Below are 14,422 nucleotides of genomic sequence, written 5' to 3'. Positions count from 1 at the left end.
CGGACCGGGTCGGTACGGTGGCTGCCGTGGAGCGAACTTTCCAGGTAGATCTGCGGGGCATCGTCGACCTGCTCAGCCACCATCTGTACTCCAGCCCGCGGGTGTATGTCCGTGAGCTGCTGCAGAACGCCGTGGACGCCGTCACGGCCCGCGGCCTGGCCGCCCAGGCCGATCCGTCCACTGTGGAGATCACAACGGACGGCACCCGGCTGACGATCGCCGACCCTGGCGTCGGCCTGACCGAGGCGCAGGTGCACGAGCTGCTGGCCACGATCGGCCGCAGTTCGAAGCGGGACGACCTCGGGTTCGCCCGGCACGAGTTCCTGGGCCAGTTCGGGATCGGGCTGCTGTCCGCGTTCCTGGTCGCCGACGAGGTGCACGTGCTGACCAGGGCCGAGGGCTCGCAGACCGTGGAGTGGCTGGGCCGGTCCGACGGTACGTACTCGGTGCGGGCCGCTGCCGCCGAGCGGCCGGAGATCGGCACGACCGTGACGCTCGTGGCCCGGCCGGGTGGCGGGCAGTGGTTCGAGGCGCCCACTGTCGTCGAGCTCGCCCGGTTGTACGGCTCGATGCTGCCGCTGCGGGTCCTGGTGAACGGCGAGCAGGTCACCGGCTCCGGCCTCCCGTGGGCTGCCGAGGAGCAGCACCAGCGCAAGGCCGACCTCGTGGGGTATGCGCAGGACGCGCTCGGGTTCACGCCGTTCGACGCGGTGGAGCTGAAGGTCCCGGCGGCCGGCCTTTCCGGCGTCGCGTACGTGCTGCCCTTCCCTGCGAATCCGGCGGAGCGCTCCGGCCACCGCGTGTACCTCAAGCGGATGCTGCTCGGCGAGAGCATCGAGGGCCTGCTCCCCGACTGGGCGTTCTTCGCCCGCTGCGTGGTCGACGCCGGTGAGCTGCGCCCGACGGCCAGCCGGGAGGCGCTGTACACGGACAGCCTGCTCGACGAGACCCGCGAGGCGCTCGGCGACCAGCTCCGCGGCTGGCTGGTCGGCCTGGCCCGCACCGACCCGCGCCGCCTCGGCGACTTCCTCGGCGTGCACCACCTCGGGGTCAAGGCGCTCGCCCAGCACGACGACGACATGCTCCGGCTGGTCGACGAGTGGTGGCCGGTGGAGACCAACGTCGGGCGGATGACTCTGGCGGAGTTCCGCACCCGGTACGGCGTCATCCGGTACACGGCGACGGCCGACGAGTTCCGGCAGCTGGCCGCGGTGGCCGCCGCGCAGGACATCGCGCTGGTCAACGGCGGGTACACGTACGACTCCGAGATCATCGAGCGGCTGCCGTCCCTTGACCCGGAGATCAAGGTCGAACGGCTGGACCCGACCGACCTGGCCACCCGGTTCGACCCGGTGGAGCCGTCGGTGGAGCTGGCCATGCGCCCCTTCCTGAACGCGGCTCAGCGCAGCATGGACAAGCTCGGCTGCGAGCTGGTGCTCCGGTCGTTCGAGCCGGCCACGCTTCCCGCCCTGTACCTGCTGGACCGTTCAGCGGCCTTCGCCGCCGAGCTGCGCGCGACCCGGGATCGGGCCGACGAGCTGTGGGCTGGCGTGCTCTCGGCCTTCGACAAGCCGGCCGAGGACCGGCCGCAGCTCGTGCTCAACTACCGCAACCCGCTCATCCGGCGGATCGCCAGCCTGGAGAGCGCCGAGCTGGTCGGCCTGGCGGTCGAGGCGCTGTACGGGCAGGCGCTGCTGCTCGGATACCACCCGATCCGGCCGGCCGACGCCGCGCTGCTCAACAGGTCGTTCCTCGGCCTGCTCAACCAGGCCGTCCCTGGCACTGACGGCAACACCATGGGGGGTGTCGCATGAGGACGATCGACGAACTGCGGGACATGCTGGGTGACGCGTGGCGCATGCCGTACGGCTCGGCGCAGATCGCCGCCGTCGAGGAGGTCATCCGGCACGCTGACGCTGGCGGGCACGCCGATGTGCAGTACGCGGCGCGGATGCTGGCGACCAACGCCTACCAGTACGGCGGGGAGGAGTCCAAGAGCTTCGTCACGTTCGCCTGGTGCCTGGCAGCCTACGACCGTGGTGAGGCGGAGGCTCGGTACAACCACAGCCTGTTCTGGCACTTCAAGTGGATGATCGGCAACCTGACCCGGTTCCCGGAGATCCCGCTGGACCGGACGCGGGCGGTGCTGGCCGACATGGAGCGGCGGTACCAGCTGGCGGGGCACGGCATGCAGCCCGTCCACAAGTACAAGCACGTGCTGGCCCGGCACATCGGCGACGAGGAAGCCTCTGCCGAGGAGTACCGGCAGTGGCAGATCGCGCCGCGGGTCGAGATGTCCGACTGCATCGGCTGCGACCCGGCCGGGCAGGTCGGCTACCTGAGCTCGCGCGGGGAGTACGAGGAGGCCGTCGCCCAGGCGCTGCCGGTGCTCAACGGCCAGCTGGACTGCACGGAGCAGCCGCAGTCGATCCTGACCCGGCTGCTCAAGCCGTATGTCCGCACTGGACGGCTGGCCGAGGCGCGCGACGCGCACCGCAAGGCCTACCGGCTGATCCAGGCCAACCGTGCCGAGCTGTACGACATCGCCGACCACATCGCCTTCTGTGCCCTGACCGGCAACGAGGCGCGCGGGCTGGAACTGCTCGGCCGCCACCTCGACTGGCTGGAGACCGCGCCGTCACCGATGGCCGAGATGACCTTCTCGGCTGCCGCTGGCCTGCTGCTGGGCCGGCTGGCCGGGCTCGGTCACGGTGCGGTGATCGTCGGCCGGTCGGAGCGGTCGGTGGCTGAGCTGCACAAGGAGCTGTCCGAGCGTGCGACGGCGCTGGGCGCGCGGTTCGACGCGCGTAACGGCACGAGTCACCAGGGCGACTGGGTCGCGGAGCGCCTGGTGGAAGAGCCGTGGATCGACTATCTGCCGCTCACCGCCGTTCAGCCGCTCGCCCCGCCTGCCCCGGTCACAGAGCCCGATCCTGTACCCACAGTGGACAGTTCCCTGACCGCCGCCGAGCTGGCCGACCTCGCCGAGGGCACGTATGACGAGGTGCTCGAAGCCGGGTACTGGCGCCGGTTCGACGAGGTCTGCCCCGAGCCGGAGGGCCGGCTGCTGGCGCTGCGGCTCGTCGCCCGTGGGTATGCCGAGCGGGCGGAAGCCCAGAAGCACTGGTCGCGGGCGGCGGAGTTGTTCGCGCAGGCCGGCGACGAGGTACGACGGCTGGAATGCCTGGGCCGGGTCACGATCGAGGTGATCGAGGCCGGGGGCGTGTCGGAGGAGCAGCTGGCGGAGCTGGCGGCGGCAGCCGAGTACATGGCTGCGCACGGCACGCCGGCTCAGGCTTCGACGGCCTGCGGGCGGTACGGCCTCGCGTTCCTGCTCAGCGGCCGGGCTCCCGAGGCGGTCGAGGTGCTGACGGGGTCGCTGGAGCTGGCTGAGCAGGCGGGCAGGCCTCAGCAGATCGCGGGAGCCCGGATGCGGCTGGCCCAGGCGAACGCCGCCCTCGGTACGGAGGACGGGCTGCGGGAGGCGATCGGGCTGGTGGGCCTCGCCCTGCCCGGCCTGGCCGGTGAGGACCTCAGCCTGGCCCGGCTGTTCCGTGGCCGGATGCACCAGAGCTTCGGCGAGCTCGACGAGTCCACTGCGGACTATCGCGCGGTGATGGCGGGCCTGCCCGGTACGCCGCAGGCCGCGAGTGCCGGCATGGAGCTCGCCGGCATCTACCTGCACATCGGCAAGCCGGACGAGGCAGCACTGGTCGCGGAGGACGCACTGTCCATCCTGGTCGCCACCGGCGACGAGGAGGCCGGCCGGTGCCGGTTCATCCTGTCGAAGGCGTACGCGGACCTCGGCCAGACGGACCAGGCGATCACGCTGCTCGATGACGTGATCGCCGAGTGCGCGGCCGAGGAGAACCACGCGGGTGAGGGCCAGCTCCGTGAGGAGGCTGCCGGGCACCTGGACATGGTCGACCGGGACGCCGAGGCTGCCGCACAGTTCGGTCTGGCTGCCGACGCGTACAAGAAAATGGGTCTTGATCTGGACGAGCTGCGGGCGCGCCGCCGCTCGGCCCTGTCGTGGCAGTGGGCAGGCGATCCGGGGCAGGCGCTGGCCGTGCTGGGTGTGGCCGATGAGACGGCATCCACACTGGAGAGTGCTGAGCCGCAGGCGGTCTGGGAGCTGGCCATGCTCGGCTACGACGCGGCCAGGATCCTGGCCAACCACGACCGGGCGGCCGACGCGCTGACCCGGATCGAGCCGGTGGCTGACATGTTCCGTGGCATCGAGGCCAGTTTCCAGGCGGCGACGGCGTCCACACTGCACGGACGCCTGCTGCTACAGAGCGGCCAGCAGGATGAAGCCGTGCGGGTGCTGGAGGCCGCGCTGGCCGAGCTGCCAGCGGAGGCTCCGCAGCGCCCGCAGGTCGAAGCCCTGCTGGCCGAGGCGAAAGAGGAAACGGAAGCCGGCTAGGCGAGCACCTCGACGGGATCGCCGAGCCGCAGCTCGCCGGTCCCGTCGGGGATCAGGTTCATGCCGAACCAGGTCTTGCCGTCCCACCTCCGGTGTTTCGCGAGGGTGCGGATCGGCTCAGGGCCGGTGGTCAGCGTCTCGGCGTCCACAGTGGTCATGACGCACCTGCTGCACGGCTCAGCCGCGCGGAACTCGACCTCGCCGATCCGGATGCGCTTCCAGGTGTCCTCGGCGAACGGTTCGGCCGAGTCGACGACGACATTGGGCCGGAAGCGGGTCATCGGCAGGTCGGACTCCGGCCCGATCCACGTGTTGAGCTGCTGGAGCGATCCGGTCGTGGCGAGCAGCAGCGGATAGGCGTCGGACAGCGCGCTGCTGTCGCCCGGCTGGCTGAACGCCGGCTTGAGCCGCCGCCGGGTCGGGTCATCGCACCAGACGAGGCGGAGGCCGGGCCTGCCGAGCCGCCGTGAGAACCAGTCGCCGGCCTCCGCCGAGGCCACGACGCCGGTCAGGTCGTCCCTGCCGACCCTGATCGGCACGAGCTCGCCGCCCTCCGGCTCCGGCACGAACAGGCCTTCGATCTCTAGGCCGCCCGGCACGAGTGCCGTGCTGACCTGCAACAAGGCGTGAGCCTCTCGGGCCGTGACCTGCACGCCTTCCGGGTCGGTCACGACCCAGCGGCGGTCGCCGGCCAGGCCCCACGGCTCGACCGGCGCAGCTTCGACATCGATGCCACGAGTGGACTTGATGGGATAGATCGTCAGGTTCGCCAACCGCATCCCGCCAGCCTTCCACAGCCTGTGAGGGTTACTCGCGAGTTACCCTGTCCGGGTGACCGAAGACCTCGCCGCCCCGCCTCGCCGCCGCACCCGCCGCGACGAGATCCTGGACATCGCCGTCCAGCTCTTCGCCGAACGCGGTTATCACGGCGTCTCGATGGACGACATCGGCGCGGCTGCCGGGGTGACCGGCCCGGCGCTGTACCACCACTTCGCCGGCAAGGAAGCCATGCTGGCCGCCGCGCTCACCCCCGTCAGTGAGCAGCTGCTGGCCGGTGGTCAGGAGCGGGCTCTGGAGTTCTCCGGCGAGCCGGCCAAGGCGCTCGCCGCCCTCGTCAGCTTCCACGTCGAGTTCGCGCTCGCGCATCCGGCCGTGATCGCCGTGCACCTGCACGAGCTGGACCGGCTGCCAGCCGAGCCGCGCCGCGAGATCCGCAGGCTCCAGCGGCAGTACGTGGAGGAGTGGGTCGGGGTACTGACGAAGCTGCGGCCCCAGCTGGCGCCGAGCGAGGCCCGGGTGCTGGCCCACGCGGCCTTCGGCCTGATGAACTCGACGCCGTTCCTGGGCGGGGAGGTCGACCGCGACCGCCGGGCCGCGCTCCTCTGCAAAGCCGCCCTCTCCGCCCTTTCGTAGTGCCGACCCGCTTTGTCGTGCCGACCCGCTGAGCGAAAATCTGAGCTGCGCAACGCAAAAGCCCGTGTACAACCAGTACACGGGCTTTCGCGTTGCTTGTCAGATTTCCGCTCAGCGGGCCACCTCGCCTTAGATCAAGATCATCGAGATCAAGGGCGGGAGTACCGGTTTTACTGGGCGCAGCGGTCCTGGCTGGGTGGGCCCAGCGGGAGGCCTGCCGTGAGTACCGTGATCGGGCTCATGCAGCCCTGTACCGGGAGTACGGCGACGCCGGCTGTGGTGAGCAGCCCCGAGTTGTAGGCGTTGGTGTCGGCGTGTGCCGGCCCGGCCAGCAGCAGCATCCCTGCGGCGGCCGCCACGAGGACGCCGATTGTCTTGTGCACTGTGTGCCCCTTTTTTGCCTGAGAGACGAGCGCCACGCCAGTGCCGGGTCACCCAAAGCGGCCTCAGCGCAACTATGTGGATATATCAGACAAAGGCGGCGGCGTCTGGCGGTTGCCGGAAACTGGTCTACGGCACGACCGGGTGCTCGGCTGTGTCCTCGTCCCCAGGTGACGAGGCCGCACGTGACGAGGCCCCGGGTGGTGAGGTCTCGCCGGCTGGTTCGCGCTGGGCTGGGATGGCCGGGGCTTCGGTCAGCCCGAACTGTTTCGGGTGCTTGCGGGCCGCGTTGCGGAGCTTGTCGAGGTCCTTGGCGTACAGGGCGGTGTATCCGCAGGCGAGGCAGGCCAGGCAGCGCAGGTCGGTGACGTGCCGGGTGGCCCAGGTGCCGCGTCCGATCGCGGCGTCGCCGTACAGTGGCGCGGACACCCGCTGGCCGCCACACTCGGGGCAGGGCGAGATCATGTCCTTGGGTATAGCAGGTCTATAGCTGGCTGAGATAACCTAACGATCGTTCAGCTCGTGGGTTCGTGATGGTTCGGAGGAAGACGTTGATCGAGTCGCTGCTGGTCGCCAACCGGGGTGAGATCGCCCGCCGGGTCATCCGCACCGCGAAACGACTGGGCATCCGGGCCATCGCTGTGTACTCCGAGGCCGACGTCGGCATGCCGTTCGTCACCGAGGCCGACGAGGCTGTGCTGATCGGGCCGGCCAACCCCGCCGAGTCGTACCGGAACACCGAGGCTGTCCTGGCCGCGGCCAAGGCGACGGGCGCCCAGGCCATCCACCCCGGCTACGGCTTCCTCTCCGAGAACGCCGACTTCGCCAAGGCCGTCGTGGACAACGGGCTGATCTGGGTCGGTCCGTCCTCCGAGGCGATCGTCGCGATGGGCGACAAGATCAACGCACGGAACCTGATGGCCGCCGCCGGCGTACCGGTCGCCCCGGGCACCCCGGATCCGATGGACACCGTCGAGGAGGCGCTGGCCGCCGCCGAGCGCATCGGGTACCCGGTCATGATCAAGGCTTCGGCCGGTGGTGGCGGGATGGGCATGGCCCCGGCGGGCGACCCGGAGAGCCTGGCCAAGGAGTACGACAAGGTTCGTGGGTTCGCCGAGCGGATGTTCGGCGACGGCAGCGTGCTCGTCGAGCGGTACTTCCCCCGGATCCGGCATGTCGAGGTGCAGATCCTCGGCCTGGCCGACGGCACCGTCGTCGCGCTCGGCGAGCGGGAGTGCTCCGTGCAGCGCCGTAACCAGAAGCTCGTCGAGGAGTCCCCGTCCCCCGGCATCTCCGAGGAGACCCGCCAGCGGATGCTCGCCGCAGCCGTCAAAGCCGGCGAGGCCGTGGACTACCGCAACGCCGGCACTGTCGAGTGCCTGCTCGACCCGTCGACCGGCGACTTCTACTTCCTCGAGATGAACACGCGGCTCCAGGTCGAGCACCCGGTCACCGAGTCCGTGTTCGGCATCGACCTGGTCGAGGCCCAGCTGCGGGTCGCGTCCGGCCTGCCGGTCGAGGTGCCCACCACGCCGAGTGGCCACGCGATCGAGCTGCGGGTGAACGCCGAGGACCCCAAGCGCTTCCTGCCCGGCCCCGGCGTCGTCAAGGAGTGGGTGGAGCCGGAGGGCGTGCGTGTCGACTCCGGGTACGGCCCCGGCACGACCGTGACCCCGTTCTACGACTCGCTGATGGCGAAGGTGATCGTGCACGCCCCGACCCGGGCCGAGGCGATCGAGAAGGCCAAGGCCGCCGTTGCCGGGTTCACGATCGTCGGCCCGAAGTGCAACCTGCCGTTCTTCGCGGAACTATTGGAGAACGAGGAGTTCCTGAGCGGGGACTACGACACCGGCATCGTCGGGAGGATGAGGTGAGCCTGCCCAGCTCTGTTTCGATCCGCGAGGTCGGACCGCGCGACGGCCTGCAGAACGAGGCCGTGGTCTCGACCGAGGCCAAGGTGCGGCTGCTGGACGCCCTGTCGGGTACCGGAGTGAAGCGCATCGAGGCGGTCAGCTTCGTGCACCCGAAGGCCATCCCGCAGATGGCCGACGCGGGTGAGGTCTGGTCGGCAGCGGCCAAGAACCCGGAGATCAGCTACTCGGCGCTGATTCCGAACTCGAAGGGTGCCGAGCGCGCGCTCGCGGCCGGCTTCTCCGAGATCGAGGTCGTGGTCTCCGCGTCGAACACGCACAACCTGAAGAACGTCAACCGGTCCACGGACGAGTCGCTGGACGACATCGCCCAGCTCATCGACCTGCTGCACCGTAACGGCGCGACGGCCGAGGTGATCATCTCGACCTCGTTCGGCTGCCCGTACGAGGGGGATGTCGACCCGTTGCGCGTGCACGCCATTGTGGACCGGGTGATCGCAGACGGCGCGGACCGGGTGGCCTTCGGCGACACGACCGGCATGGGTACGCCGCGCCGGGTGCGTGAGGTGGTCGGGCCGGTCCGGGAGAAGCACGACCTGCCGCTGCTGCTGCACTTCCACAACACGCGCGGCACGGCCCTGGCGAACATCCTCACGGCTCTGGAGCTGGGGATCACCGAGTACGACGCGAGTGTCGGCGGGCTCGGCGGCTGCCCCTACGCCCCGGGTGCGACCGGCAACGTGGCGACAGAGGAGGTCGTGCACATGCTGGAAGACATGGGCATCGACACCGGCATCGACCTGCGGGCACTGATCGAGGTCGCGAAGCTGGCGCAGGAGATCGTCGGCCGTGAGCTGCCGTCCGGCGTCCTGCGTGCGGGGCCTCGGGTCTAGATCTTGTTTGTACCAGCGGGCTGCCATCACAGGCGGCCCGCTGCTACGTTTCCGAACCATGATCACGCTGACGGCCGCTGACGGTACCCGGCTGGCTCTCCACGACCTGGGCGGCACCGGTTCGCCGGCACTCCTGCTGCCGGGGTTGTGCGGGAACGCGCGGGAGTGGGCGGCGACCGCTTCCTGGCTGACCGGTACGCATCACGTCCACGCTCTCGACCCGCGCGGTCACGGTGCCAGCGAGCGCCGCCCGGCCGACGTGTCCCGTGCTGCGCACGTCGCCGACGCCGTCCTCGCGCTGGAGGAGATCGGCCCAGCCGTCGTGATCGGCCAGTCGCTCGGCGGGCACACTGCTTTCCTGGTGGCGGCCGCCCGGCCCGATCTCGTGAACCGGCTCGTCCTCGCCGAGGCTGGCCCGGCCGGCCCGGACGGCGACACCGCTGCTGGCATCGACCGCTGGCTGTCGGGCTGGCCGGTGCCGTTCCCTGACCTGGCGACGGCCGCCGAGTATCTGGGTGGCGGGCTGGCCGGGGCGGCGTGGGCCGCCGGGCTCGAAGTACACGACGACGGGCTCCGTCCGGCCTTCGACTCCGACGTCATGGTCGCGACGATCGCAGCGGCGTCTGGTCCACGATGGACGGAGTTCGCCTCGGTGTCCTGCCCGATGCTGCTGGTCAGGGGCGAGAAGGGTTTCCTGGACGCCGCCGAGTTCGAGCGGATGGCCACGCATCCGCTGGCGAGCGCCGTGACCTTCCCGGGTGGTGGTCACGACGTCCACCTCGACAGCCCGGAGCTGTGGCAGCTGGCGGTGCGGGAGTTCCTACTGGTTTAGCTGGTCGTGCAGGTTCTTGCTGGTTACGACCTTCATGAGCTGCTCGGCGCTGGTCACCGGGACCCCGCCGGTCTTCGCCGGGTGTGACTCCATCCACAGTGCCCGGTCGGGGTAGACGGCGAAGGCCATCACCGTGCCCTGGGTCTCGCGCGTGGTCACCCGGAGCGGGTTGCTGGCGTCAGCCTCCTGGCAGGACGTGATCGTGACGTTCTCGGACTGGTGCTTGGCTGCGAACGCCGCGCACGTCTTCGGGCGCTCCGACGGCTTGTTCAGGTACACGGTGAGGTGGCCGCCCGGGCGGGTCATGCCGCCGAGGTTGATCACCGCGTATGCCTCCAGGCCCCGGCCCTCGTTGAAGTCGCAGATCAGCGTGCCCGACTGCACCTGGTAGTCGGAGCGCGGTGGCAGCGCCTCCAGCACGCCCTTCAGGTACGGCGGCCGCTTGTCCTGCGGCACCTCCTTCACGTCCACCCTGATCATGGGAAGCTGGCACTTCGCCGGTTCACCTGGCAGGACCAGGGAGCTCGTGGGTGACGGGGACGGCGCGGCACCGAACCCGGCCGGGGCCGGCGTCGCCCCGCTGTTGAACAGGAAAGGAACGGCGAGGATCCCCGCCACGGCCAGCGCGGAAGTACTGGTCACGGCGGCTCGTACCCGCCGCCTGCGCCGGGCGCCAGCCAGCGCGGTGTCGGCCAGGCCTGCCGGGGCCGGGGTGTCGGCCAGCTCGTGCAGCGCGGAACTGAGCCGCGCGTCGTCGATGGTCATGCTGTCTCCAGGGTGAGTGCGAGTTCGGGGCACAGCACACGAAGGCGGGCCAGAGTCCGGTGCACCTGGCTGCGCACCGTGCCGACCGAGCAGCCCAGGATCTCAGCGATCTCGGCTTCCGGCCGGTCCTCGTAGTACCGGAGGACGATCACGGCGCGCTGCTTCGGGGTGAGCTGCCGGAGTGCGGCGCCGAGGGTCACCCGGACCGCGCTGTCGGCAGCCGGGTCCACCATGGACGGCTGGTCGGGCAGCTCGGCGGCCGCGTGCTCGCGCCGGTTGCGGAGCAGGCGCCACCAGCTGACCCGCTGGTGGTACAGGATCCGCCGGACGTAGGCGTCGGGCGAGCCCGAGCGCTGCACCCGGGGCCAGTGCGCGGCGAGCCGGGTCAGGGCGGCCTGCACCAGGTCCTGCGCGTCCTCGTGGTGCCCGGTCAGCAGGTACGCCGTCCGGTAGTGCGCGCCCTGCCTCGCCGCGACGTACTCACGGAACTCGCGCTCGGCTGCGTCGTCCATCCCGGTCCTCCGGTACTCCCGGCCATCCTCGTGTCAGTGGAATACACGCACCGGCGGGCAGCTCACTATGTCAGCCGGTACACGAAAATAAATTCGGCGGATTTCTCCGGCAATAGCCGTGACTGCCGGCAGAGACCTTTCGTTGACCCATATGTCCAAGGAAAACCGCGAAGGGACGATCCAGCCATGAACACGTCACAGACCACGCGCACCGCGCGGTCCTGGCGTGCCCATGCGCTGCGTGCCCTGACGATCGCGGGTTTCGCCGCGGCGGCCTGGTTGCTGTCCGGCTCGGCCGCTCAGGCCGGCGATTCTCCTGAGGACGCGCTGAACGTGGCGCAGGTGGCCGACGTTGCCACCGCGCCGCTCGGCGGTCTGCTCGACACGGCTTCGCACCTCGGCTCTCCCGCCGGGCTGGCGCCGGTCGCCCAAACCACGAACGCGGTCACCGACCCCGTTCTGGGCGTCACGTCCGGCCTACTGGAGCAGGGGGGCGTGCCCGATCGGGTGCTCCCGGCAACCACCGGCCAGGTGGTAACGGGTCTCGCGCGGACCACGCAGAGCGTGATTTCGGTGGTCGCCACCGACGTCATTCCCGCCGAGCTGACCGGCACCGCCATCACTCCGCTGGCCAAGGCAATCGCACCGGTGACTGACCTCCGTCAGCTCACCGAGCCGGTTTTCCGGGCTTCGGGCAACGGGATGGTGGACCGGACCGGTTCCCCATCACCGCGGCAGGTCACCGCGGTGCCCGGCACGGTGCAGGCGCAGGAGCGCAGCACGCGTGTCACGAGCGGCCCCCCGGCCGCCGCTCCGACGGGAGAGGTCTCCCCGGAGCGCAGCAGCTTCGACCGCGACCTGGTCATGGCTGCTCGCGACGTCAGCACTCCAGCGGCGCCGCGCAAGCCCCTGCCCGCCTCGCCGGTTCCGTCCGGCCCGGGCACGGGTAACACGGGAAGCACGGGCAGCCTGCCCGGCTCCCACCAGGACAGTGGCTCTGCCGCCCTGGTTCCTGGTTCCGTCATCCACAGTGCACCCATCTCTGGTGTCCTGCCGGTGACGTCCTTCATCGGGATCTCGCGGGACTCTGCCGCGGACCCGATGGTCTCGCCCGACTAGTGGACTGCCCGCGCGGCTCGACTTTTCCGCGGTAAGGGCTGCGCGGGCAATTCATTTCTCTTGGCTGAATTTCCCAGCAATTCCATGCAATTCCCAATAGCAAAACCAATTCTTTTTCCCAGTACCTTTCAGGAAGGTTCTTCTCCTGTCATGAAGACGTGGGTTCGCAAGACGATTAACGTGGGTGTGCTCGCCGCAGGCGCCATCCTCCTGACCGCAGGCTCGGCCTCCGCCAGCGTGCAGTCCGCATCGGACAACAGCGGCGTCGGTACCGGCAACAACGGGATCGCGGCCGGCCAGCTCTCCGGCAACTTCTGCGGCAACGGCGGGGGCGGCCTCGGTGGCGGCCTCGGCGTGAGCGACACCTGCGTGTCGTGGGCCGACCAGGACGTGACCCCGGTCGTGCAGACCACGCACAACAACTCGGGCATCCTGAGCGGCAACCAGGGCGCGGCGGTCGGCCAGATCGCGGCGAACGTCTGCGGCAACGGGGTCGGCATCGCCGGCGCTGGCGTGGGTGTCAGCGACCTGTGCGCGGCTGGCGCCGACCAGGGCGAGGACATGGGCATGCCGATGGCAGCCCCGGTCAAGACCGCCAAGCACGGCAAGATCTCCCCGGCGAAGCTGGCCAAGGCCGCCAAGTCCGGCAAGCGTGAGTCGGCGACCGAGGGCTACGGCCACGGCGCTGGCGGCATGCAGGTCTCGCACGGCAACTCGGGCCTGCTGACCGGCAACAACGTCTACATCCCGGTCAACCTGGCCCTGAACGGCTGCGGCAACGGCGTCGGCATCCTCGGCGGCGGCGTGGGCATCAGCGACTCCTGCGTGGCTGTCGCCAACCAGGAGGGCGGCGTCAACCAGATGTCGTCCGACAACTCGGGCGTCGGCACCGGCCAGAACGTGTACGTCCCCGTGAACGTCGCGCTGAACGTGTGCGGCAACGGCGTCGGCGGCGGCGGCTTCGGCCTGGGCATCAGCGACTTCTGCGGTGCCTTCGCCGACCAGGGCGGCAACGGTGGCCACCACTACGCCAAGAAGACCGAGTCCCTGCCGCTGGTGGGCGACCTGCCCCTGGGCGGGCTGACCGGCGGTGGCCTGCCCGGCGGTGACATGGTCGGGAAGCTCCCGGTCGTGGGCGGCCTGGTTCCGGCGAACCTGAACAGCGGCCAGAACGGCGTGGACGTGGCCGGCCTGCCCGTCGGTGACCTGGGCGTCGGCGACGTCGCGGCCGACGAGATGACCGAGGGCAAGAAGGCGAAGAAGGGCCACAAGGCCACCAAGGCTGCCAAGCCCGCCAAGGCTGCCAAGGCCACCAAGGTGACCAAGGCCGCGCCCGCCGCGAAGGCCGGCACCGCGCGTCACGGCGGCCCGACCTGGCAGATCTCCGACAGCAACTCCGGCGTTCTGACCGGCAACAACATCATCGCCAAGCTGAACATCGCCGGGAACGTGAACGGCAACGGCGTGGGCGTCCTGGGTGCGGGTGGCGGCGTGTCCGACACCGGTGTCGCGGTCGCCGACCAGGCGTAACCAGCTCTTCCGCTAGGCAGCTAGACGGCTAGACAGCTCCAAGCACGAAGTACCGGGTGGGTGGTGGCCCGCGCCCCGCCCGCCCGGTACCAGCGAAGAAGTTGCGCGTGACCGAGCAGACTCTCGCGACCGGACCGCCAGCCCGGAGCGTGTATCCATAGATCTTTCACCCAGGGCCTCCCAAAGGGAGGTCCTGGGCTTTTTCTGGGGAAATCAGGGCAGACTGCCGCTAGATGGGTAAAAATTCACAAGGCAAGCGGTTTCAGCACCTTCCGTCCGAGCTTCCGAGAAAGGTTCTGTGTCTGTCATGAACATGTGGATCAAGAAGACCATCAGCGTTGGAGCCCTGTCCCTCGGCCTTGTCGCCGTCACGGGGGCCGCTGCACAGGCCAGCCCGGCGGAAGACCCGCGCACCGAGGGCTGGGTCCAGATCTCGCACGGCAACTCGGGCATCCTGACCGGCAACAACATCGCGATCCCGATTCAGATCGTCGGGAACATCTGCGGCAACGGCGTCGGCGTGGCCGGCCTGGGCATCGGCGCGTCCAACCACTGTGTGGCGGTCGGCGTCCAGCACTGACCCCAGTCTCACCCATCTCACCCAGCAGCACGGTTTCCGCCCCGGCAGCCAGCCGGGGCGGAGTGCTGTTCACCCTGTGGGAAAAAGCGGGCCTCCGGGA

The 14,422-nt window shown here is 70.0% G+C and carries 14 protein-coding genes; 9 read left to right on the top strand and 5 right to left on the bottom strand.

Features of this window, described 5'->3' with window-relative positions:
- Nucleotides 1–26 precede the first annotated feature (26 nt).
- Nucleotides 27–1,814, top strand: a complete 1,788-nt coding sequence (locus A3G1_RS0100195) for an HSP90 family protein (protein WP_026211648.1) — start codon at nucleotides 27–29, stop codon at nucleotides 1,812–1,814.
- Nucleotides 1,811–4,426 (top strand): tetratricopeptide repeat protein, encoded by a 2,616-nt coding sequence (locus A3G1_RS32385; protein WP_018347436.1) that lies wholly within the window; start codon nucleotides 1,811–1,813, stop codon nucleotides 4,424–4,426. The genes A3G1_RS0100195 and A3G1_RS32385 overlap by 4 nt, the downstream gene beginning before the upstream one ends.
- Here A3G1_RS32385 and A3G1_RS0100185 read toward each other — a convergent pair.
- Nucleotides 4,423–5,205, bottom strand: a complete 783-nt coding sequence (locus A3G1_RS0100185) for an MOSC domain-containing protein (RefSeq protein WP_018347435.1) — start codon at nucleotides 5,203–5,205, stop codon at nucleotides 4,423–4,425. The two genes, A3G1_RS32385 and A3G1_RS0100185, sit on opposite strands and share 4 nt — an antisense overlap.
- 52 nt (nucleotides 5,206–5,257) lie before the next feature.
- On the opposite strand from A3G1_RS0100185, the gene A3G1_RS0100180 reads away from it, so the two are divergent.
- Complete coding sequence (locus A3G1_RS0100180) at nucleotides 5,258–5,839, top strand: TetR/AcrR family transcriptional regulator (protein WP_018347434.1); 582 nt, start codon at nucleotides 5,258–5,260, stop codon at nucleotides 5,837–5,839.
- Nucleotides 5,840–6,009: 170 nt separating this feature from the next.
- Here the strand turns inward: A3G1_RS0100180 and A3G1_RS0100175 are convergent, their stop codons facing one another.
- Together A3G1_RS0100175 and A3G1_RS0100170 are read right to left on the bottom strand one after the other, a co-directional pair.
- A complete protein-coding gene (locus A3G1_RS0100175) occupies nucleotides 6,010–6,222 on the bottom strand; it encodes a hypothetical protein (RefSeq protein WP_018347433.1) in 213 nt (70 codons plus the stop codon).
- Between the two features lie 127 nt (nucleotides 6,223–6,349).
- Nucleotides 6,350–6,685, bottom strand: a complete 336-nt coding sequence (locus A3G1_RS0100170; RefSeq protein ID WP_157640782.1) for a hypothetical protein — start codon at nucleotides 6,683–6,685, stop codon at nucleotides 6,350–6,352.
- An 86-nt stretch (nucleotides 6,686–6,771) separates the two neighbouring features.
- Between A3G1_RS0100170 and A3G1_RS0100165 the strand changes: the two genes are divergently transcribed.
- Genes A3G1_RS0100165 through A3G1_RS32380 form a run of 3 tightly spaced genes read left to right on the top strand, consistent with a single transcriptional unit; the run spans nucleotide 6,772 to nucleotide 9,816 of the window.
- Complete coding sequence (locus tag A3G1_RS0100165; protein WP_018347431.1) at nucleotides 6,772–8,094, top strand: acetyl-CoA carboxylase biotin carboxylase subunit; 1,323 nt, start codon at nucleotides 6,772–6,774, stop codon at nucleotides 8,092–8,094.
- A gap of 2 nt (nucleotides 8,095–8,096) precedes the next feature.
- Nucleotides 8,097–8,984, top strand: a complete 888-nt coding sequence (locus A3G1_RS0100160; protein ID WP_026211647.1) for a hydroxymethylglutaryl-CoA lyase — start codon at nucleotides 8,097–8,099, stop codon at nucleotides 8,982–8,984.
- A gap of 58 nt (nucleotides 8,985–9,042) precedes the next feature.
- Nucleotides 9,043–9,816 (top strand): alpha/beta fold hydrolase, encoded by a 774-nt coding sequence (locus A3G1_RS32380; RefSeq protein WP_018347429.1) that lies wholly within the window; start codon nucleotides 9,043–9,045, stop codon nucleotides 9,814–9,816.
- Here the strand turns inward: A3G1_RS32380 and A3G1_RS0100150 are convergent.
- Nucleotides 9,805–10,581, bottom strand: a complete 777-nt coding sequence (locus tag A3G1_RS0100150; RefSeq protein ID WP_018347428.1) for a hypothetical protein — start codon at nucleotides 10,579–10,581, stop codon at nucleotides 9,805–9,807. The two genes, A3G1_RS32380 and A3G1_RS0100150, sit on opposite strands and share 12 nt — an antisense overlap.
- On the bottom strand, nucleotides 10,578–11,093 hold the full coding sequence (locus A3G1_RS0100145; protein ID WP_018347427.1) for a SigE family RNA polymerase sigma factor: 516 nt from the start codon (nucleotides 11,091–11,093) through the stop codon (nucleotides 10,578–10,580). Before A3G1_RS0100145 ends, A3G1_RS0100150 begins: the two co-directional genes overlap by 4 nt.
- Nucleotides 11,094–11,129: 36 nt before the next feature.
- Between A3G1_RS0100145 and A3G1_RS0100140 the strand changes: the two genes are divergently transcribed.
- The 3 genes from A3G1_RS0100140 to A3G1_RS32375 all read left to right on the top strand — a co-directional run bounded on the left by A3G1_RS0100140 (nucleotide 11,130) and on the right by A3G1_RS32375 (nucleotide 14,322).
- Entirely contained in the window at nucleotides 11,130–12,212 is a 1,083-nt protein-coding gene (locus A3G1_RS0100140) for a hypothetical protein (protein ID WP_157640780.1), read from the top strand.
- Nucleotides 12,213–12,362: 150 nt separating this feature from the next.
- Nucleotides 12,363–13,742 carry a hypothetical protein gene (locus A3G1_RS0100135; RefSeq protein WP_157640778.1) on the top strand — a complete coding sequence of 460 codons (1,380 nt, stop codon included), beginning with the start codon at nucleotides 12,363–12,365 and terminating at the stop codon, nucleotides 13,740–13,742.
- A gap of 307 nt (nucleotides 13,743–14,049) precedes the next feature.
- On the top strand, nucleotides 14,050–14,322 hold the full coding sequence (locus A3G1_RS32375; RefSeq protein WP_018347424.1) for a chaplin family protein: 273 nt from the start codon (nucleotides 14,050–14,052) through the stop codon (nucleotides 14,320–14,322).
- The last annotated feature ends 100 nt before the right edge of the window (nucleotides 14,323–14,422 follow it).

The organism is Longispora albida DSM 44784 (genome assembly GCF_000379825.1).
In the GTDB taxonomy this organism is placed as follows: Bacteria; Actinomycetota; Actinomycetes; order Mycobacteriales; family Micromonosporaceae; genus Longispora; species Longispora albida.
The sequence above is the reverse complement of the archived record's forward strand: the minus strand, read 5'-3'. Positions and strand labels throughout refer to the sequence as shown.

What these genes read in the sequence shown, in the direction of transcription:
- A3G1_RS0100150 (WP_018347428.1), bottom strand. Translation starts at nt 10,581, where the DNA reads ATGACCATCGACGACGCGCGGCTCAGTTCCGCGCTGCACGAGCTGGCC.
- A3G1_RS0100185 (WP_018347435.1), bottom strand. Translation starts at nt 5,205, where the DNA reads ATGCGGTTGGCGAACCTGACGATCTATCCCATCAAGTCCACTCGTGGC.
- A3G1_RS0100145 (WP_018347427.1), bottom strand. Translation starts at nt 11,093, where the DNA reads ATGGACGACGCAGCCGAGCGCGAGTTCCGTGAGTACGTCGCGGCGAGG.
- A3G1_RS32375 (WP_018347424.1), top strand. Translation starts at nt 14,050, where the DNA reads ATGAACATGTGGATCAAGAAGACCATCAGCGTTGGAGCCCTGTCCCTC.
- A3G1_RS0100170 (WP_157640782.1), bottom strand. Translation starts at nt 6,685, where the DNA reads ATGATCTCGCCCTGCCCCGAGTGTGGCGGCCAGCGGGTGTCCGCGCCA.
- A3G1_RS32380 (WP_018347429.1), top strand. Translation starts at nt 9,043, where the DNA reads ATGATCACGCTGACGGCCGCTGACGGTACCCGGCTGGCTCTCCACGAC.
- A3G1_RS0100135 (WP_157640778.1), top strand. Translation starts at nt 12,363, where the DNA reads ATGAAGACGTGGGTTCGCAAGACGATTAACGTGGGTGTGCTCGCCGCA.
- A3G1_RS32385 (WP_018347436.1), top strand. Translation starts at nt 1,811, where the DNA reads ATGAGGACGATCGACGAACTGCGGGACATGCTGGGTGACGCGTGGCGC.